At 38.1% G+C, this 19,517-nt stretch carries 17 protein-coding genes; 13 read left to right on the plus strand and 4 right to left on the minus strand.

Annotated elements, in window-relative coordinates:
• Positions 1 to 30 precede the first annotated feature (30 nt).
• From CLV94_RS09870 to CLV94_RS09885, 3 genes are all read right to left on the minus strand, one after another.
• Positions 31 to 1,317 carry an anthranilate synthase component I family protein gene (locus tag CLV94_RS09870; RefSeq protein WP_121376329.1) on the minus strand — a complete coding sequence of 429 codons (1,287 nt, stop codon included), beginning with the start codon at positions 1,315 to 1,317 and terminating at the stop codon, positions 31 to 33.
• 107 nt (positions 1,318 to 1,424) lie between these two features.
• Positions 1,425 to 2,831: a dihydrolipoyl dehydrogenase gene (gene lpdA / locus CLV94_RS09875; RefSeq protein WP_121376330.1), complete on the minus strand. Its 1,407-nt coding sequence runs from the start codon at positions 2,829 to 2,831 to the stop codon at positions 1,425 to 1,427.
• Between the two features lie 539 nt (positions 2,832 to 3,370).
• Positions 3,371 to 3,829, minus strand: a complete 459-nt coding sequence (locus CLV94_RS09885; RefSeq protein WP_121376332.1) for an Lrp/AsnC family transcriptional regulator — start codon at positions 3,827 to 3,829, stop codon at positions 3,371 to 3,373.
• 177 nt (positions 3,830 to 4,006) lie between these two features.
• Here CLV94_RS09885 and CLV94_RS09890 point away from each other — a divergent pair, with 177 nt between their 5' ends.
• Together CLV94_RS09890 and CLV94_RS09895 are read left to right on the plus strand one after the other, a co-directional pair.
• Complete coding sequence (locus CLV94_RS09890; RefSeq protein ID WP_121376333.1) at positions 4,007 to 5,233, plus strand: aminotransferase class I/II-fold pyridoxal phosphate-dependent enzyme; 1,227 nt, start codon at positions 4,007 to 4,009, stop codon at positions 5,231 to 5,233.
• A gap of 211 nt (positions 5,234 to 5,444) precedes the next feature.
• Positions 5,445 to 7,625, plus strand: a complete 2,181-nt coding sequence (locus CLV94_RS09895) for a S9 family peptidase (RefSeq protein WP_121376334.1) — start codon at positions 5,445 to 5,447, stop codon at positions 7,623 to 7,625.
• A gap of 72 nt (positions 7,626 to 7,697) precedes the next feature.
• Here CLV94_RS09895 and CLV94_RS09900 read toward each other — a convergent pair whose 3' ends face one another.
• Positions 7,698 to 9,632: an amino acid permease gene (locus CLV94_RS09900; protein WP_121376335.1), complete on the minus strand. Its 1,935-nt coding sequence runs from the start codon at positions 9,630 to 9,632 to the stop codon at positions 7,698 to 7,700.
• 292 nt (positions 9,633 to 9,924) lie between these two features.
• Here CLV94_RS09900 and CLV94_RS09905 point away from each other — a divergent pair, with 292 nt between their 5' ends.
• The 11 genes from CLV94_RS09905 to ribB all read left to right on the plus strand — a co-directional run bounded on the left by CLV94_RS09905 (position 9,925) and on the right by ribB (position 19,456).
• Positions 9,925 to 10,560, plus strand: a complete 636-nt coding sequence (locus CLV94_RS09905) for a peroxiredoxin (RefSeq protein ID WP_121376336.1) — start codon at positions 9,925 to 9,927, stop codon at positions 10,558 to 10,560.
• A 73-nt stretch (positions 10,561 to 10,633) separates the two neighbouring features.
• Positions 10,634 to 10,945, plus strand: a complete 312-nt coding sequence (locus tag CLV94_RS09910) for a thioredoxin family protein (RefSeq protein ID WP_121376615.1) — start codon at positions 10,634 to 10,636, stop codon at positions 10,943 to 10,945.
• Between the two features lie 27 nt (positions 10,946 to 10,972).
• Entirely contained in the window at positions 10,973 to 11,230 is a 258-nt protein-coding gene (locus CLV94_RS09915) for a DUF6952 family protein (protein WP_121376337.1), read from the plus strand.
• 84 nt (positions 11,231 to 11,314) lie between these two features.
• Entirely contained in the window at positions 11,315 to 11,875 is a 561-nt protein-coding gene (locus tag CLV94_RS09920) for a helix-turn-helix domain-containing protein (RefSeq protein WP_121376338.1), read from the plus strand.
• A gap of 87 nt (positions 11,876 to 11,962) precedes the next feature.
• Complete coding sequence (locus CLV94_RS09925; RefSeq protein WP_121376339.1) at positions 11,963 to 12,700, plus strand: heavy-metal-associated domain-containing protein; 738 nt, start codon at positions 11,963 to 11,965, stop codon at positions 12,698 to 12,700.
• Positions 12,701 to 12,811: 111 nt separating this feature from the next.
• Positions 12,812 to 13,309: a thiol peroxidase gene (gene tpx / locus CLV94_RS09930; protein ID WP_121376340.1), complete on the plus strand. Its 498-nt coding sequence runs from the start codon at positions 12,812 to 12,814 to the stop codon at positions 13,307 to 13,309.
• 16 nt (positions 13,310 to 13,325) lie between these two features.
• On the plus strand, positions 13,326 to 13,700 hold the full coding sequence (locus tag CLV94_RS09935) for a diacylglycerol kinase family protein (protein ID WP_121376341.1): 375 nt from the start codon (positions 13,326 to 13,328) through the stop codon (positions 13,698 to 13,700).
• 40 nt (positions 13,701 to 13,740) lie between these two features.
• On the plus strand, positions 13,741 to 16,212 hold the full coding sequence (locus tag CLV94_RS09940) for a DNA translocase FtsK (protein WP_121376342.1): 2,472 nt from the start codon (positions 13,741 to 13,743) through the stop codon (positions 16,210 to 16,212).
• 1 nt (position 16,213) lies between these two features.
• Complete coding sequence (locus tag CLV94_RS09945) at positions 16,214 to 16,858, plus strand: LolA family protein (protein ID WP_245982528.1); 645 nt, start codon at positions 16,214 to 16,216, stop codon at positions 16,856 to 16,858.
• A gap of 7 nt (positions 16,859 to 16,865) precedes the next feature.
• Positions 16,866 to 18,320 carry an LptF/LptG family permease gene (locus CLV94_RS09950; RefSeq protein ID WP_121376344.1) on the plus strand — a complete coding sequence of 485 codons (1,455 nt, stop codon included), beginning with the start codon at positions 16,866 to 16,868 and terminating at the stop codon, positions 18,318 to 18,320.
• Entirely contained in the window at positions 18,320 to 19,456 is a 1,137-nt protein-coding gene (gene ribB, locus CLV94_RS09955; protein ID WP_121376345.1) for a 3,4-dihydroxy-2-butanone-4-phosphate synthase, read from the plus strand. The genes CLV94_RS09950 and ribB overlap by 1 nt, the downstream gene beginning before the upstream one ends.
• The last annotated feature ends 61 nt before the right edge of the window (positions 19,457 to 19,517 follow it).

Raw genomic sequence — 19,517 nt, forward strand, 5'->3', positions numbered from 1 at the left:
CTAACAGATACAAAGGCTGTCAGTACAATGTTATGTTTCTAATACTTCCCGCATGGCTTTGGCTTTCAGCAAACATTCTTCGTATTCTTTTTCAGGAACGGATAGCGAGGTTATAGCGCTACCTACAGAAAACGAGACATAATTAATTTCTTCATTGTATAAAATACTTCGGATGACCACATTAAAATCGAAATTATTGTCTGGCGTAAAATAACCTACCGCACCGCTGTAAAGGCCGCGTTTTGTTTCTTCCAACTCTTCAATAATCTTCATAGCAGAAATTTTCGGCGCTCCAGTCATGCTTCCCATCGGAAAAGTGGTCTTGATAATTTCTATAGGAGATTTATCGCTCTCTACAGTCGAAACAACCGTTGAAATCAAATGATGTACTTGCTTGAAAGTATAGGCCCCACACAACTCTTCGACCTCAACAGAGCCTTTTGAGGCGGTTCGCGACAAATCATTTCGCACAAGATCAACAATCATGATGTTTTCAGAACGCTCTTTTTCGTTAGCCAACAATTCTTGCTTTATGCTTTCATCTTCTTGAACGTCTGCGTGCCTTTTTGCAGTTCCTTTGATAGGCTGGGAAATAATCTTGTCGTTTTCTTTCCGCAAATATCTTTCTGGTGATGCAGACAAAAGAAATTGCTTGTTATTCTTAAAAAATACAGCAAACGGCGGCTCTGAAATTGCATTCAGGCGCGTGAAGGTTTCGATTGGGTTTAAGGATACATTTTCAGCAAAAAATTCTATGCAGAAATTCGCTTCGTAAATATCACCTCTGTGGATGTGTTCCAACATGGTTGAAACTTTTTCAAGATAGCTTTCTTTGGAAATTCGCTGCTGGATTTTGATATCTGATTTTTGACTGATTTCTGATTTCTGATTTCTGATATCTTCCAAATCTTCCTCTACCTCATCATCACACATATTCAAATATTGGATTTCAAGCTGATCCTCTTTTAGAAGAAAAAGCTTTTTGGGCTGGAAAAAAAATACATCCGGAAAATGCAGTCCGTCATAATTGCTTGATTTTAGTTCCTCTGTATCGTTTTTCAAATCGTAAGAAAGATAGCCAAAAAGCCAGTCTTTTGTAATCTGCTGATATTGCTTCAGATCTTCGAAGGCATTATGTTCGTCGGTTTTGACAGACGTAAAAGCATCGACGGCCAGAACAGCATCGAACAAGCTATATTTTTGATCGTAATTATTGCTATCTAGAAAAATGGCTTCACGAAATTGCTGCGACCAGAGCAAGAGCTGTATTTTAAATTCGGATGGATTTTCTAGCGTTATTTTTATCGATGTTCTCAAGAGCTTTGATTTGAAGAGCAAAATTACGATTAAGTTTTTTATTTTTTAGCGACAAATAAAAACCCGCTTCTTTTGGAAACGGGTCTTTTTATTCAGTTTTTAAACTATTACATGTGAATTGATCTGTTGTCGGTTGCAGCAAGCGCGGCTTCTTTTACAGCTTCAGCATAGGTTGGATGCGCATGACTCATTCTTGCAATGTCTTCAGCGGAAGCTTTAAATTCCATCGCAGTTACAGCTTCAGCAATCAAATCGGCAGTTCTGGCTCCAATCATGTGGATGCCAAGCACCTCATCTGTTTTTGCATCAGCAAGAATTTTCACGAAACCATCTGTATCACCGCTGGCGCGAGAACGCCCAAGGGCTTTGAAAGGAAAGCTTCCTGCTTTGTACTCTACTCCTGCTTCTTTTAACTGCTCTTCTGTTTTTCCTACAGCAGCAACTTCCGGCCAAGTATAAACAACGCCAGGAATCAGGTTATAATCGATATGAGGTTTTTGTCCTGCGATAGTTTCCGCTACAAATACCCCTTCTTCTTCTGCCTTGTGCGCTAGCATAGCACCTTTAATCACGTCGCCGATAGCGTAGATATTTGGAACTGATGTCTGCAAATGGTCGTTTACTTCAATTTGTCCTCTTTCTGTAATTTTTACGCCTGCTTTGTCAGCATTCAATCCATCGGTATACGGACGACGGCCTACAGAAACTAAAGAGTAATCTCCGTCAAGAGTGATTGTTTCACCTTTAGCATTTTCAGCTTGCACTTGAACGCCTTCGCCATTTCTTTCTACGGATTTCACTTTGTGTGATGTATAGAATTTCATGCCTTGTTTTTTCAAGACTTTTGTCAATTCTTTAGAAAGGCCAGCATCCATTCCAGGAATGATTCTGTCTAGATATTCTACTACAGAAACTTGCGCTCCCAAGCGAAGATACACCTGTCCTAATTCAAGTCCGATCACGCCACCGCCAATAACAATAAGGTGTTTCGGCACTTCTTTTAAGTTCAAGGCTTCTGTAGAAGTAATGATTTTTTCTTTGTCAATTTTGATAAAAGGCAAAGATGATGGCTTAGAACCTGTTGCAATAATCGTATATTTTGCCTCAAGCGTCTCAGAAGATCCATCTTTTTTTGCAACGTTGATGTGGGTCGCGTCTTCAAAAGAACCTACTCCTTCAAAAACAGTGATTTTATTTTTGTCCATCAAGTATTTGATACCAGAAACGTTTTGGTCTACTACATTTCCTTTGCGGGCAATCATCTGCTCAATGCTGAATTTTACTTCTCCTGTGATTTCGATTCCATGTTCTTTGAAATGCGAAATAGCATCGTGGTAATGGTGCGAAGAATCAAGCAGTGCTTTTGACGGGATACATCCAACGTTCAAGCAAGTTCCTCCTAAAGTGCTGTATTTCTCAATGATTGCGGTGTTGAAACCTAATTGTGCAGCACGGATCGCAGCAACATATCCACCAGGTCCTGAACCAATAACGACTACGTCAAATGAACTCATGATATCTATTTTTTGTGTTTTTAAAATTTGTGTCACAAAATTAAGGAAGTTTTTTTGTTTAGGAAGTCCTTTGGCATTTAAAGTTTGTTTAAAATACTGCTTCTGCTTTCAAATCACTGATCGCTGTGTTTCTTTGAAAGGACAACATAAAAAAACTGCCCAAGATTTCTCTTGAGCAGCTCTTTAATTTTTTGTGCTAATTATATCGCTGATTGGTCACAAGTATAAACTTGCGGACAAGCAATATAATATACGCAATACTTAGGCCCTGTTACAGAGCCGCTACATGAGCAACCGCATAACGAAAGATCTACCGGTCCTTGACCTTTGATTGCTTTTAAATTTTCTTTTGAGAGTACTTCTACTCCTGCGATGTTTAAAATGTTTGTTTTCATAACAATATTTCGGTTAAGTTAATAACATCAAATATAAGAAATTATACACAAGAGATTCAATATTATTAATGTTATTTCAAAAATTTAACAAAAAAATTATAAAAATAAATATTTAACAATAAGCAAGTTACGTTAAAAATAAACTTATAATACGAAAGCAGTAGTGTTTTTTACTTCACCAATCATGAAGGTACTGTGGGTGCTTCCGATATGTTGCAGCGTCGTAAGTTTTGTGACCATAAATTCTCGATATTCTTCCATATTTTCTACGCAGATTTTTAGAATATAATCGTAATCGCCGCTCACATGAAAGCATTCTAAGACTTCTGTCAGCTTTATAACTTCTTTTTCAAACTGTGAAATAAATTCTTTAGTGTGCTGCATCAGCTTGAGGTGACAGAAAACCACAAAGCCTTTTTGGATTTTATTCCTGTCTAAAAGAACGACATATTTTTCAATAATTTTTTCCCTTTCAAGCTTTTTTATGCGCTCGTAGACTGCGGTAACGGACAAATCTAATTTTAAAGAAAGTTCTTTGGTCGTGCGTTTAGAATCTTCTTGTAGTAGCTTTAAAAGTTTTTTGTCGATTGCATCTAAAGTCATTTGGATAAATTTTCGGCAGGACTGAATTATTCCAGACCTGAATAGTTTATATAATTACCAAAAGTAGTATTTATAGTTTAATCTTCTAAATATATTCCATATGGTTGATTAATTATTTACATAACTGTTTTTTTGTCTAATTATTTAAAAGCAATCATAACTACAAAAAATATATTCATGAAAAATTTTAATCCAGCAGATAATATTCAGGACTTGCAGTATTTTGGGGAATTTGGGGGCGTAAATCCTTCTATTTCTGATTCATCAACCTACACTTTTTTATCGGCAAAGACAATGTTCGATACTTTTGAAGGCAATGCAGAAGGTTGTTATTTGTATTCTCGCCACTCCTCGCCTAGCAATCTGTACCTTGACAAGGCTTTAGCTGCCATGGAAGGAACAGAATCTGCGAACGTTGCAGCTTCTGGAATGGGCGCAATAACGCCTACACTTTTGCAATTGTGCAGCCATGGCGACCATATTGTTTCAAGCCGAACGATATATGGCGGAACTTATGCTTTCTTAAAAAACTTTACACCTAAATTTGGTATCAGAACCACTTTCGTGGATATCACTAAGTTAGATATTATCGAAGCCTCAATTACTCCGGAAACTAAAGTACTATACTGCGAGACGGTCAGCAATCCGTTGCTTGAAGTAGCTGATATTGCTGGATTAGCCAAGATTGCCAAAAAGCACAATATCAAATTAGTAGTTGATAATACTTTTTCTCCTCTGTCTGTTGCTCCTGCAAAATTGGGTGCTAATATCGTAATCCACAGCTTGACAAAATACATCAACGGCAGCAGCGATACGGTTGGCGGCGTAGTTTGTGCTTCACAAGAATTTATCAACGACCTGAAAAATGTAAATAACGGTGCAAGCATGCTTTTAGGCCCCACAATGGACAGCCTTCGTTCAGCGAGCGTGATGAAAAACTTAAGAACGCTGCACATCCGAATGAAACAGCATAGCCATAATGCACAATATTTGGCAGAAAAATTTGAAAAAGACGGATTGAAAACGGTTTATCCTGGATTGAAAAGTCATCCGAGCCACGAGCTATACAAAGGCATGATTAATCCTGAATATGGTTTTGGCGGTATGATGACAATTGACGTTGGTACGTTAGACAAAGCAAACGAGCTGATGGAATTGATGCAACAGCGAAACCTAGGCTATCTTGCCGTAAGCTTAGGGTTTTACAAGACGTTGTTTAGTGCTCCGGGTACTTCTACTTCGAGCGAAATTCCTTTGGAAGAACAGGCTGCAATGGGACTTACGGATGGCTTGATTCGTTTTTCTATCGGTTTGGACAATGATATCGAGAGAACGTATTCTATGATGAAAGCCTGTATGCTAGAATTAGGGATATTAGACCAATCTATGGTTTTAGCCGAATAGCTTACGATATAAAATATTTATAAAAATGCCTTTTTGATTTCGCTTTGGAATCAATAAGGCATTTTTTTTGACGCGGACTGTGTCGATTTCACGGATTTTTCAATACATATTGAAAACATTGAGAATATTTTTTTTTTAAGGAATATTTGTAACAATCTTTCATTTGCACGACTAGTATTTTGAGTAAATTAGCGACTTTAATTTTTACAACATGAGAAAAATATCTTTTTTATCAGCTTTCCTTTTGGTTGGGATGACGGCTTTCGGGCAGAAAAACCTGACTATCGAGGAAGCTACTTTTGGACAGTACCGTAATTTTGCTGTTGAAAATCTTGTTTCTCCGCAATGGAGAAAAGATACCAAGGCAATAACGTATCTCGATAATTCGTATTCAAAACTGGTTTCAAAAAGCGAGGAAGGCAATTGGGCCGAAACGACGCTATTGACAAAAACCGAATTACAAAATGCTTTAAAAGGCAAATTTGCTTCCGATGAATTTCAGTTAAGAATGTTTCCGTATTCCTATTCTTGGATTGACAAAAACACTTTAGAATTTGAAGTTGACGGAAAGAATTCGAAATACCTTATCCAATTTGATGTTGATAAAAAAGAAGTGAAAAACGGCACTGCTTTTTCTTCTGAAGGCAGAAACCAAACTATTTCTTCTGACGGAAAATATACAGCTTGGCTAGACAATAATAATATCAAAATTACTTCTAATTCCGGACAAACGATTACTGTAACTTCTGACGAAAATGCAGGAATCGTAAACGGAAGCGATTACACGCACAGACAAGAATTTGGAATCAATAAAGGAATGTGGTGGAGCCCAAAAAGTGATAAATTGGCTTATTACAGAAAAGATGAAACTATGGTTGCAGATTATCCGCTGACAGATTTCGGAGCGAGAATTGCCACCAACAAGAACATCAAATACCCGATGGCAGGCATGAAAAGCGAGGAAGTAACCTTAGTGGTTTATGATGTAAACACTAAAAAATCACTGACTTTGCAGACGGGCGAGCCTAAAGAACAATTCTTGACTAGCATTACTTGGGAACCGAGCGGAAAGTTTATTTATATCGGAGTATTGAACAGAGAACAGAATCATTTGAAGCTGAACAAATATGATGCTTCTACTGGTGCCTTGGTAAAAACGTTGTTTGAAGAGAAAGCTCCGACCTATGTAGAACCATTGCACGACCTGACTTTCTTGCCTAATTCGAATACCGAGTTTTTATACCGTAGTGAAAAAGACGGCTTTGAGCAGTTGTATCTTTATAACACCGATGGAAAATTAGTCAAAAAACTAGGTTATAATGATGTTGTAGTCACTACCCTTTTGGATTTTGACAAGGAAGGTAAAAATGTATTTTATATCGGAACTACAAATAAAGGCTTAGACAGGCAGTTTTTTAAAGTCGATTTAAAATCAGGAAAAACGACTCAATTGACCACTGCTTCAGGAATGCACTCAGGAAGTATCAGCAGTGACGGAACGTTATTGTTTGACCAATATTCCAATGTCGATACACCAAACGAAGTGTCGATCGTAAACTTGAAGGCTAAAAAATCTACAAATCTTATCAAAGCTTCTAATCCTTACTTAGGAAAAACAAATCTTCCAAAGATGGAATTGGTAACGATAACTGCTGCTGATGGCAAAACACCTTTGAACGGACGCTTGATTTATCCTGCAAATTTTGATGCGAATAAAAAATACCCAGTAATGGTATATGTATATGGCGGTCCTCATGCACAATTGGTACAAAACGAATGGCTTGGAGGCGCTACTTTATTTGATTTCTTTATGGCGCAAAATGAATTCGTGGTTTTCACGGTAGATAACAGAGGAAGCGATGCTAGAGGAAAAGACTTCGAGCATGTAATCCACAGAAATCTAGGACAGAACGAAATGGCGGATCAAATGAAGGGAATTGAATTCTTAAAATCAAAAAGTTTCGTAGATCAAGATAAAATCGGTGTCTATGGCTGGAGTTTTGGAGGATTCATGACTACTTCATTGATGCTAAACCATAGCGATGTTTTCAAAGTTGGTGTTGCTGGTGGTCCGGTTTGCGACTGGAAATATTACGAAATCATGTACGGCGAAAGGTATATGGACATGCCGCAGGAAAATCCAGAAGGTTATGAAAAAACAAGCGTAATCAACAAGGCAAAACAATTAAAAGGCCATCTGTTGATGATTCATGGAGCGCAAGATCCGGTTGTCGTTCAGCAAAACAGTATGGAGTTTATCCAAGCTTGTATCAAGGAAGGAAAACAAGTTGATTACTTCCTATATCCTACTCACGAGCATAACGTTAGCGGCAAGGATAGAATTCATCTGAACCAAAAAATTGCTAATTATTTCTTCTTGCATTTGAAATAATAATCATGCTACAATAAAAAAAAAACCGTTTAGGGAATTCCCTAAACGGTTTTTTTTTATTTTTAAATACTGCTAGCTTTCTTTCACAAAATTAAGCTTACTATTTTTTCGACTGTAGCCAAAGTAAATTGCCAGTCCTATCAGCAGCCATATGAAGAAATAAATCCAGTTCCAGACGCTTAATTCTGCCATCATATACAAACAGCAAACGAGTCCGAGTAAAGGAATTAAAGATAGATTTTGGCGGAAAGCCCATACAGCCAGACCTACTATAACAATCAAGAAAATCCACATCGGAATTTTATGTTTGAACAAGGCAAAGCCTGTCTCGTATTTCAACGATTTGTCAATAGGAAGCGATTCGACCACGGCAACATATTCTGTTTCATTATTTTGGAAATCACTTAATATCTGCTCTAAGTCGGTTGTCTTATTAAAGACTTTTTCTTTATGGTTTTCTACCAAAAAGGCATAGACTTCTTCTGTCTCAGTCTTATTTAAGGAAGTCACAATAGAAGCTGGCGCATTTATCTGCGGCACATTCGTCACAAAATCTATCGTGTTTTTCTTATTGTAGGTAAAAGAGTAAACGATTCCTGCAATCAATAAAATCGGCACAATATATTTGGAATTGACATAAGGCGTTTTGAATTTCCCTCGCGGAATATTTGGTTTGTTCTGCAATACTAAAACTCCGGCACACACAAGCACAAAAGCAAAAAGCGTCCCGATACTACATAAATCAGTCACCATCGTCAGGTTAAGAAAAAGCGCCGGAATGGCAACAACAAAACCTGTTACGATAGTAGCAAAAGATGGCGTCTTGAATTTCGGATGCACTTTCGAGAATTTCTGAGGCAAAAGTCCGTCACGGCTCATGCTCATCCAGATTCTTGGCTGTCCCATCTGGAATACCAATAAAACGCTTGCCATAGCTACAACTGCACTTACTGCTATGATGCCTGACATCCATTTTAAATCCAATTCGTCAAAAACAAAAGCCAGCGGATCGCCCACATTCAGCGAACTGTATTTTACCATTCCTGTCAAGACTAAGGCTATAGCAATGTATAAGACCGTACAAATAATAATCGCCCACATCATTCCTCTTGGCAGGTCGCGCTGCGGATTCTTGCATTCTTCTGCCGTAGTAGAAATGGCATCAAAGCCTATATAGGCAAAAAATACTGCAGAAACTCCCTTAAGCACACCTCCTACTCCGTTGGGAGCGAATGGGTCCCAATTGGCCGTATCTACATAAAAAACACCAACTGCAATAACCAAAAGAATGATACAAAGCTTAATAACAACCATCATATTGCTGGCATTTCTAGATTCTTTCATCCCTCTATACACCAAGGCAGTTATCAGTACAATGATAAATAATGCTGGTAAATCGGCTACAAAATGAAACGAACCGATTACAGGCGAAGTTGTCCAAGCTGTATATGCATCCTGCAATCCAGCATCAAGGTTTGCAAAAGACTTTCCGCCTTGCATTAAGGCCGTAGCATCAGCAAAACCATTAGAAGCTGTCAGGTAATCCATCTGTATCCATTGGGGCAGATAGAGTCCACCGCTTTCCAGAAGTCCTGTAAAATAATCGCTCCACGATATTGCTACGGTAATATTTCCAATAGCATATTCCATAATCAATGCCCAGCCTATAATCCACGCAATTAATTCACCAAAAGCAACATACGAATACGTATAAGCACTGCCTGAAACAGGTACCATTGAGGCAAATTCAGCATAAGCAAAAGCAGCAAAACTACACGCTAAAGCTGTGAATAGAAACAGAAAAATAACTGCCGGACCTCCATCTGCGCTAGCTTTACCGATAGTACTAAAAATCCCTGCTCCAACGATAGCCGCAATTCCAAATGCTGTAAGGTCGCGAGCTGTAAGATGCTTTCCCAATGAGCCATGTCCGTCGATCTCATTCTTTTCAACTTGTTTTAAAATATCCTGTACTGTTTTCTTTCGGAATAAATTGGAAAAACTCATATTTTGGAGTGCGTATTTAATTGATTTCGTGAAGAATCTATTTCTGTTGTGTAAATTTTAACCAAAAACAAATATATAAAACCAAACTTAATAATAGGATTTATGAAAAAGAAAATTGCCAAAACTAGGAATCCATTAAAATTATCTGAAGAAAATTATATAATTATCAGTAAATCAAAAAGAATAGCCTGAAGCTATTACAAAATAAATATTTATAATAATTTTCTATAAACAAAAGTGAATCATAAGTGTAGCTTTGCATCAGAAAAAATAACTTTTAAACCATATAATTATGTCATTAGTAGGGAAAAAATTTCCAAGCATTGCAGTAGACGCTATCTCAGAAATGGGCGACAACTTGAAAATCAACATTTTTGAAGAAGCAGTAAACAACAACAAAAAAGTACTTTTGTTCTGGTACCCAAAAGATTTTACTTTTGTTTGCCCGACAGAATTGCATGCTTTCCAAGCCGCATTGCCAGAGTTTGAAAAAAGAAACACTATCGTTATCGGTGCTTCATGCGATACCAACGAAGTACACTTTGCTTGGTTAAACACTCCAAAAAACAACGGTGGAATTGAAGGCGTTACTTATCCAATCCTAGCGGATACAAACCGTAACCTTGCCAACATCCTTGGAATTTTAGATATCGAATCTACAAGCTACAGCGAAGAAACTGACTCAGTTATCATCGAAGGTTCAAACGTAACGTATAGAGCGACTTACTTGATTGACGAGACTGGAAAAATCTTCCACGAAAGCGTAAACGATATGCCATTAGGAAGAAACGTTGGAGAATACTTGAGATTAGTTGACGCGTATACTCACGTTCAAACTAAAGGAGAAGTTTGTCCTGCAAACTGGGAAGAAGGAAAAGAAGCAATGTTCGCTACAAGAGAAGGTGTTGCTTCTTACTTGAATAACTAAAATAAATTTTTGATTGTTCGGCAATCATCATGGGAAAGCCGAACAATCTAATCCAATACTTAAAAAAATTGCTATGTTAATTGATTTAAACGAAGACACGCTTCAGGATGTAGTAAACTCTAATGAAAAAGTTGTCGTGCAATATTCTGCTTCTTGGTGCGGGAACTGCCGTATCATGAAGCCAAAATTCAAAAAATTGGCTACCGAAAATGAAAACGTAACTTTTGTTTTGGTAGATGCCGAAAATGCTCCAGAATCTAGAAAATTAGCCAATGTTTCTAACCTGCCGACTTTCGCAACTTTCGTAAACGGACAGTTGGTCAATCAGACACAAACTAATAAAGCAGAAGTTTTATCAGAATTGGTAAATGAAATAGCAAATTAAAAGATCTAAAAATTTAAGAAGTCTACAATGAAATTACCCGTTATAAAGCACCTGACTCAATTTATCGAAGAAAATGACCAGGATTATATTATCGAAACAATTGAAGTCCTCGAAGCTTTGACTGAGGTTCCTTCTTTAAAAGACGAAGAATTAGATGTTATCGGGGAATTGATTTCTAATATGTACGGTGCACTTGAAGTCAATAAGATGATCAAAGACGGTACAGAAAAAAAAGAAGCGCTTAATAATTTTATGAAGCGGGTTCTTGGCTCCATTGACAAATAATCCTTTTTGCCTTATAAAACGCTCTCTTTGGGGAGCGTTTTTTATTTATACCTTTGAGTTTCCAATTAATCTAGATATCAATAAATGCATTTCTACATCAAAAACATGGTCTGCAACCGATGCAAGATGGCCGTTCAGAAGGAATTCGAAAAAACAGGTCTGATGCCTATAACCATTGAGTTAGGCGAAGTAGAAACTGCTGAAACTATTTCTAAAGAACAACTCGAAGAGCTCGAAAATGCATTAAAACATCTTGGTTTTGAACTGATCGATGATAAGAAAAGCCGACTTATCGAGCAGATCAAGACCGAAATCATCCGATTGATACATCATTCAGAAGAAATTGAGAATACTAATCTTTCGAGCCTGCTTTCAGAAAAGCTCCATTACGAATACAACTACATCAGCAACCTTTTTTCAGAAGTCGAAGGCACTACGATCGAAAAATATTTTATTGCGCAGCGAATAGAAAAAGTCAAAGAACTATTAGTGTATGATGAACTGTCACTTTCTCAGATCGCAATACAGCTAGGCTACAGCAGTACGGCTTATTTATCGAGCCAATTTAAAAAGGTCACCGGCCTCACTCCTACCTTTTATAAGTCGTTGAAAGAAACCAAACGGAAGAATATCGACGAACTGTAAAAGTTAATATTCTTTCATGAAATAACATAATAGTCTTCCGACCGATGTTTCGCAACTTTGTATCCTACAAATCAAACGACAAAAAACATGAAACATACGTATAAAATATCAGGTATGACTTGCGAAGGATGTGCCGCCAAAGTATCTTCCACATTAAAACAAATTCCTTCGGTACAAAATGTAGATATCAATCTGGAGCAAGGAGAAGCTACGATTGAAATGGAAAGACATATTGCTAGTTCAGAACTGCAAGACATCCTAAAAGACTATCCAAAATACCAGCTTTCTGAAAAAAATGTAACGATGCATCAAAATGTTTTTGCACCGATTGCAGAGCCTGAAAAAACATGGTTAGAAACCTACAAGCCGATTGTCTTGATCTTTTCGTACATCTTGACCATTTCTTTAATCGCTGGATTTAGCAATGGTATTTTCGACTACATGACGGCCATGCGTGTCTTCATGGCTGGATTTTTCCTGACTTTCTCTTTCTTTAAGATGCTAAACCTCCGCGGATTTGCAGACAGCTATTCTATGTATGATGTCGTAGCACGAAAATTTAAGGGCTGGGGTTATTTATATGCTTTCTTAGAATTGGCTTTAGGACTTGCTTTTGCCTTAAATTTTGAGCCTTTTCTAACAAACTTGGTTACTTTAATCGTAATGACAATCAGCATTATTGGCGTATTGAAAAGCGTACTCAACAAAAAGAAAATCCAATGCGCTTGTCTTGGGACCGTATTTAATCTCCCAATGAGTACCGTAACGATTATCGAGGACGGACTTATGATCTTAATGAGTTTGGCGATGCTTTTTCTGATGTAATCTATCTTCCGCCAAATTCAGAACTCTTCCATAATGTGGGAGAGTTTTTTGTTTTACGGCAATTTCACAAATATATTTTTCATACTTTTGAACCTTATAAAATTTAAAAAGATGGCAACAGTAACATTAGGAGGAAATCCAGTAAAAACAAGCGGTGAATTACCAAAAATAGGCTCAAAAGCACCTGATTTCAAATTAGTAAATAAAGATCTTGGCGTAGTTTCACTTTCTGATTTTACAGGAAAGAAATTAGTATTGAATATTTTCCCTAGTATCGACACTGGAACTTGCGCGGCTTCTGTCAGAAATTTTAATGCTAAAGCCAGCGGTTTAGAAAATACTACTGTGCTTTGCATCTCAAGAGATTTGCCTTTTGCGCAAAAACGTTTCTGTGGTGCCGAAGGCCTTGAAAACGTAGTGAATCTATCTGATTTTAGAGACGGAAGCTTCGGAAAAGACTATGGTTTAGAAATTGCCGACAGTGCTTTAGCCGGACTTCATTCTAGAGTTGTGGTTGTGCTTGATGAAAACGGAACAGTATTACATACAGAGCAAGTTAGCGAAATTGCTAACGAACCAAACTACGAAAGCGCTTTGGCAGTATTGTAAAACCTTAAATTACTATATGAAGACAGACCATTCTTTTGTATCAGGAAGGCTAAAAAGTTTTAAGTATGCAATCCACGGTGCCTATAAATTAGTCACGACCGAACACAGCGTCATGGTCCAGTTTTTTCTGGGTATCATAATGACAGCGGCTGGATTCTATTTTGAAATTTCAAAAACAGATTGGCTTTTCCAGACTTTGGCAATCGGATTGGTCTTGAGCATCGAGGGGCTAAATACGGCAGTAGAAAAAATTGCAGATTTTATCCACCCTAGCTTTCATGACAAGATTGGCTTCATTAAAGATGTTGCCGCCGGAGCAGTCTTCTTTGCAGCCGTTGCCGCTATTGCGGTTGGCCTCATCATATATATACCAATATTTCAGAATTTGTAAAAAAATTATTTATTTTTACGTATAATCATCACCTTTTTGAATGGCTAAAACGACAAAAAAAGAAACAGCTGGCAAAGCAGATGCTCAACCCAAAGAGAAAAAACCTTGGAAATTGACCAGACAACATAAAGTAATCATTGGAGCTTTATTAGTCTTGTTTTCTGTGGCCTTATTGCTGGCTTTCATTTCATTTTTCTTATACGGACAGTATGACCAAAGTGCAGTAGATGCTTTGGCCGATAGGTCTATAGAAGTCCAAAACTGGCTGGGAAAATTTGGCGCATATCTTGCCAACTTATTCCTATACCAAGGATTTGGAGTCGCTTCCTTCTTATTGGTGCGATTGTTTTTCATAACCGGAATGTATCTTATCTTAGACATGCCGGTAAGAAAATTAAAGAATACGTGGTTCTGGGACTTGTTTGCCATCATCATCATCTCGATATTATTCGGATTCTTTGCCGATTTCTTGCCTGAATTAGGTGGCGTTATCGGATTTGAAATGAACCTTTTCATCCAAGATTATCTTGGAAAGGCAGGAACCTTGCTCGTTTTGATTTTCGGACTGCTCGTTTATCTTATCTTCAAGATCAAAATCTCTCCAGACGGAATCAAAAATTATTTTGAAGCCAAAAAGAGAAAGGCCGAAGAAAGAGCTGCGGCAGAATCAATCGTTGCGCCAGTCGCCGTACAAGAACTGACGGATGAAATTCTAGAAGAAGATATTGTTGAAGTAGAAGAAGATGAAGACGAAGAAATTGAAGAACCTACGCTAAAACCGATTTCTCAATTCGAAATCAACAAAGAAGCGCTAAAGCCTACGATTAATAATCCTTCGCACATTACGATAGAGCCGATTATCAAGGCTCCTGTTGCTCCTATCCAGCATCACACTCCAGAGATTATCGAAACCAATGACGATGCTTTCGTGATTGAAAAATTTGCAGATGAAGATACGGTCATAGAAAATCTGGCTTCAAAATTAGTAGCCGATTTTGGCGAATTTGATCCGACCTTAGATTTGTCCAATTACAAATTCCCGACGCTAGACTTGCTAAAAGAATATGCTACGGGAGGAATTACCATCAACCAAGAAGAATTAGAAGAAAACAAAAACCGAATCGTAGAAACGCTTCGAAACTATAAAATTGAAATTGCCCAGATCAAGGCCACTGTCGGGCCATCCGTAACGTTGTATGAAATCGTTCCAGAAGCTGGAATCCGAATCTCTAAAATCAAAAGCTTAGAAGACGATATTGCTTTGTCTCTTTCTGCCTTGGGAATCCGTATCATCGCTCCTATTCCTGGAAAAGGAACTATCGGTATCGAAGTTCCGAACAAGAACCCTACGATGGTTTCCATGAAAAGCGTTATCGGAGCCGCTAAATTCCAAGAAGCCGAAATGGAATTGCCGATTGCTCTAGGGAAAACAATTTCTAACGAAACCTTTGTTGTCGATTTGGCCAAGATGCCTCACCTTTTGATGGCAGGTGCTACCGGACAAGGAAAATCGGTCGGACTAAATGCTGTATTGACTTCGTTGCTGTATAAAAAACATCCAGCCGAAGTAAAATTCGTCTTGGTCGATCCTAAAAAAGTAGAGCTTACGCTGTTCAATAAAATCGAACGCCATTATTTAGCAAAGCTTCCTGATACCGAAGAAGCTATCATTACAGACAATGCCAAAGTAATCAACACGCTGAATTCGCTATGCGTTGAAATGGACAACCGCTATTCTTTATTGAAAGACGCGATGGTTCGTAATATCAAAGAATACAACGAAAAGTTTAAGTCTCGTAAATTAAATCCTGAATTAGGACACCGCTTTTTGCCTTACATTATCTTGGTCGTAGATGAGTTTGCCGATTTGATCATGACTGCCGGAAAAGAAGTCGAGACGCCTATCGCAAGGCTAGCCCAGCTGGCACGAGCTATCGGTATTCATTTGATTATTGCTACGCAGAGACCTTCGGTAAACGTAATTACCGGTATCATCAAGGCAAACTTCCCGGCAAGGATTGCATTCCGCGTTACTTCAAAAATTGACTCTAGGACCATCTTAGATACCCAAGGAGCCGATCAATTGATCGGACGAGGAGATTTATTGTATACCAACGGAAACGACGTTGTTCGTGTCCAATGTGCTTTTGTAGATACGCCAGAAGTAGAAAGGATTACCGAATTCATAGGATCACAGAAAGCGTATCCGAACGCATACCTTCTTCCAGAGTACATAGGAGAAGAAAATGGCATCAAACTTGATGTAGATATCTCGGAAAGAGATTCTATGTTCAGGGAAGCTGCTGAAATCATTGTTACAGCACAGCAAGGTTCTGCTTCATTATTACAGCGCAAGCTGAAATTGGGCTATAACCGAGCTGGAAGATTAATCGATCAATTGGAAGCTGCTGGAATCGTTGGCCCTTTTGAGGGAAGCAAGGCCAGAAGTGTCAATATCCCCGACTTAGCTTCTCTTGACCAGTTTTTTAACAATGAGAAAAATGATTTTTAAAATGAAAAGGTTATTACAAATTATTACATTAATTCTTATCGGCTTCAATCTTCAAGCGCAAAACAGCCAAAAAGCGAGAAATCTGCTGGATGAAGTTTCTGCCAAGGTAAAAAGCTATGATAATATCTCGATTGATTTTAAATATTCCCTTACGAATCCGAAGGAAAACCTTAATCAAGAGAGCAAAGGAAATGTAATCATGCAGGGTAACAAATATGTGCTCAACTTCATGGGAGTGACCAAAATCTATGACGGAAAAAAAATATACAATATCGTTCCAGAAGACGAAGAAATAAGCATCTCAAAATTTGACGAAAACGAAGAAGATGCTGTGACGCCGTCAAAAATGCTTACCTTTTTTAATCACGGATTCAAATATTCTTGGGATATCCTTCAAAACGTACGCGGCAGAAAAATCCAATACGTAAAATTAGTGCCTACAAGCTCTAAAGACGACAGAAAAGAGATTTTTCTGGGCATCGACGTACAGACCAAACACATCTACAATCTTATGGAAATAGGAAAGAATGGTTCAAAAACAACAATCACTGTTAATTCTTTTAAAACCAATCAGCCATTATCAAAAAATCAATTTACCTTTGCGGAAAGTAAATACCCTAATTACTATATCAACAAACTAGATTGATACATCGGTGAAAATTCTTGACAGATACATTCTAACGACATTCCTCAAAACATTAGCTACGGTTTTTGTAATCCTTTATTTCATCTTCATCCTGCAAGCTGTCTGGCTCTTTATCGCAGAATTAGCAGGGAAAGACCTAGATGTACTGCTGATCGCAAAATTCCTTCTTTTTTATTCGCCAAAGATGATTCCGCTGGTATTGCCTCTTTCGATATTGCTGGCCTCCATCATGACATTTGGTAATCTTGCCGAAAATTATGAATTTGCCGCCATGAAATCTTCTGGAATTTCATTGCAAAGAGCTATGAAAAGCTTGATGGTCTTTATCTTTCTATTAAGCATCATCGCTTTCTTTTTTGCCAATAACGTTATTCCTGCTGCTGAATATAAGTTCTTGAACCTCCGAAGAGACATCGTACAGACCAAACCCGCAATGGCTATTGCAGAAGGACAGTTTAGCGATGTAGGAGAATATAACATCAAAGTCAATAAGAAATCAGGCGATAAAGGCGAAAAGCTGGAAGGCGTTACGATACACAAAAAAGCAGCGAACGGTATTGGAAATAACGTCGTAATAAAAGCCAAAAATGGAGTGCTTGTCAATCAAGAAGAATCCAGCATGCTCCAGCTGATCTTATTCAACGGAAACTATTACGAAAACATCATTCCCAAAAAATACGAAGAACGCAGAAGAGTACCTTTTGTAAAAGCTTCGTTCAAAAAAGACATCATCAATATCGATTTGTCAAAACTGAATACGGTGGAGGACGAATCCAACATTACAAACACAAATGCCATGCTCAATGTGAGCGAACTAACCTATACCCTAGATTCATTGCATAAAAACTATGATAAGGACTTAGTTTCTTTTGCCGAAAACATTTATCAAAGAACCGGAATCACGAGTTTTACCAAGCCGACAGTCACTATCGAAAAGCCTAAAAAAGCTTCCGATACAGCCGATCTTCTCAGCCTTTTGTCTGCTACAGACAAATCACGAGTGTTAGAAATTGCCAATAGCAATTTAGAAAGCTCCCGATTTTCAATTGACGGTACCAAGCAAGAAATAGACCTAAAGCAGAAAAATATCAATAACCACTGGTTGGCTCTTTTTGAAAAATTCGTAATTGCCTTTGCCTGCCTGCTGATGTTCTTTATCGGCGCTCCTTTGGGTGCAATTATCCGAAAAGGAGGATTAGGCCTACCCATCGTATTTGCCGTCTTGATATTTATTACTTTCCATTTTATCAATACTTTTGGAAGGAAACTGGCCCAAGAAAACGGAATCCCTCCCTTCTTAGGCTCTTGGATGTCTTCCTTTATTTTGTCTCCTTTGGCTATTTTATTGACCTACAGAGCTACAAACGACATTGGATTAATCAACATGGATGTAATCCTTACCCCTATCCAAAAAGGATTCCAAAAACTATTTAAACTAAAAAACAACAACACACCTAAATAATGTCCGAAAATAAAATTACGCAGTTAAATACTATAGAAGAAGCAATTGAAGATATCCGTCAAGGAAAAATCATTATTGTTGTCGATGACGAAGATCGCGAAAACGAAGGCGATTTTATTGCCGCCGCCGAAAAAGTAACGCCAGAAATGATCAACTTTATGGCTACTCACGGTCGCGGACTTATCTGTGCTCCTCTGACCGAAGCACGCTGCAAAGAACTAGACTTGAATTTGATGGTTACAAACAATACCGTATTGCATGAAACCCAATTTACAGTTTCTGTCGATTTGATCGGCCATGGCTGTACGACAGGAATTTCTGTACACGATCGCGCAAAGACCATCCAGTTTTTAGTCGATGACAACACCAAGCCAGAAGATTTAGGACGTCCTGGTCACATTTTTCCGCTAAGAGCAAAACAAGGTGGCGTTTTAAGAAGAACAGGCCACACAGAGGCTGCAATCGACTTAGCGCGTCTAGCTGGATTAAAACCAGCCGGAATTCTTGTAGAAATCTTAAATGAAGACGGTTCTATGGCGCGTCTGCCGCAACTGTTGGAAGTAGCCAAGAAGTTTGACCTGAAAATTGTTTCTATTGAAGACTTGGTTGCCTACAGAATGCAACACGACAGCCTAATCCAAAAGAAAGAAGATTACGAAGTAGAAACTCGTTTCGGTACATTCAGGCTAAGAGCCTACCTGCAAACAACAAACAAGCAGGTGCATATTGCATTGACAAAGGGAAGCTGGAATATCGGCGAATCGATATTGACAAGGATCAATTCTACTCAAGTCAATAATGATATCTTAGGGACCCTTACCAACGATCCAGATCAGAAATTAGAGAACATGTTCAAGAAAATCAATGAAGAAGGCAAAGGCGCTATCTTGTTTATCAACCAAGAAATCCAGCCTATCGAATTGTTGAATCGTATCACAGAACTCAAAGGATTGCAGGAAAAAGGAATCTTTAAAGCGCCACAAGTAAAAATGGACAATAAAGATTTTGGTATTGGAGCGCAAATCCTGCATGATATTGACATCACAAACATCCGATTACTATCCAATTCAGAACAGACCAAACGTGTCGGAATGATAGGATATGGCCTAGAAATTATGGAATATGTCGAATTCTAGAAAAAACACAGAAAATTATTTTTCTTCTAACGTCTAGAAAATGAAATAATTAAAAATGTTG

The organism is Flavobacterium endophyticum (genome assembly GCF_003634455.1).
Classification (GTDB): Bacteria; Bacteroidota; Bacteroidia; order Flavobacteriales; family Flavobacteriaceae; genus Flavobacterium; species Flavobacterium endophyticum.

Excerpts from the sequence above, each read along its gene's own strand:
- lpdA (WP_121376330.1), bottom strand. The coding sequence starts at position 2,831 with ATGAGTTCATTTGACGTAGTCGTTATTGGTTCAGGACCTGGTGGATAT.
- CLV94_RS09885 (WP_121376332.1), bottom strand. The coding sequence starts at position 3,829 with ATGACTTTAGATGCAATCGACAAAAAACTTTTAAAGCTACTACAAGAA.
- CLV94_RS09890 (WP_121376333.1), top strand. The coding sequence starts at position 4,007 with ATGAAAAATTTTAATCCAGCAGATAATATTCAGGACTTGCAGTATTTT.
- CLV94_RS09895 (WP_121376334.1), top strand. The coding sequence starts at position 5,445 with ATGAGAAAAATATCTTTTTTATCAGCTTTCCTTTTGGTTGGGATGACG.
- CLV94_RS09900 (WP_121376335.1), bottom strand. The coding sequence starts at position 9,632 with ATGAGTTTTTCCAATTTATTCCGAAAGAAAACAGTACAGGATATTTTA.
- CLV94_RS09905 (WP_121376336.1), top strand. The coding sequence starts at position 9,925 with ATGTCATTAGTAGGGAAAAAATTTCCAAGCATTGCAGTAGACGCTATC.
- CLV94_RS09910 (WP_121376615.1), top strand. The coding sequence starts at position 10,634 with ATGTTAATTGATTTAAACGAAGACACGCTTCAGGATGTAGTAAACTCT.
- CLV94_RS09915 (WP_121376337.1), top strand. The coding sequence starts at position 10,973 with ATGAAATTACCCGTTATAAAGCACCTGACTCAATTTATCGAAGAAAAT.
- CLV94_RS09920 (WP_121376338.1), top strand. The coding sequence starts at position 11,315 with ATGCATTTCTACATCAAAAACATGGTCTGCAACCGATGCAAGATGGCC.
- CLV94_RS09925 (WP_121376339.1), top strand. The coding sequence starts at position 11,963 with ATGAAACATACGTATAAAATATCAGGTATGACTTGCGAAGGATGTGCC.
- tpx (WP_121376340.1), top strand. The coding sequence starts at position 12,812 with ATGGCAACAGTAACATTAGGAGGAAATCCAGTAAAAACAAGCGGTGAA.
- CLV94_RS09935 (WP_121376341.1), top strand. The coding sequence starts at position 13,326 with ATGAAGACAGACCATTCTTTTGTATCAGGAAGGCTAAAAAGTTTTAAG.
- CLV94_RS09940 (WP_121376342.1), top strand. The coding sequence starts at position 13,741 with ATGGCTAAAACGACAAAAAAAGAAACAGCTGGCAAAGCAGATGCTCAA.
- CLV94_RS09945 (WP_245982528.1), top strand. The coding sequence starts at position 16,214 with ATGAAAAGGTTATTACAAATTATTACATTAATTCTTATCGGCTTCAAT.
- ribB (WP_121376345.1), top strand. The coding sequence starts at position 18,320 with ATGTCCGAAAATAAAATTACGCAGTTAAATACTATAGAAGAAGCAATT.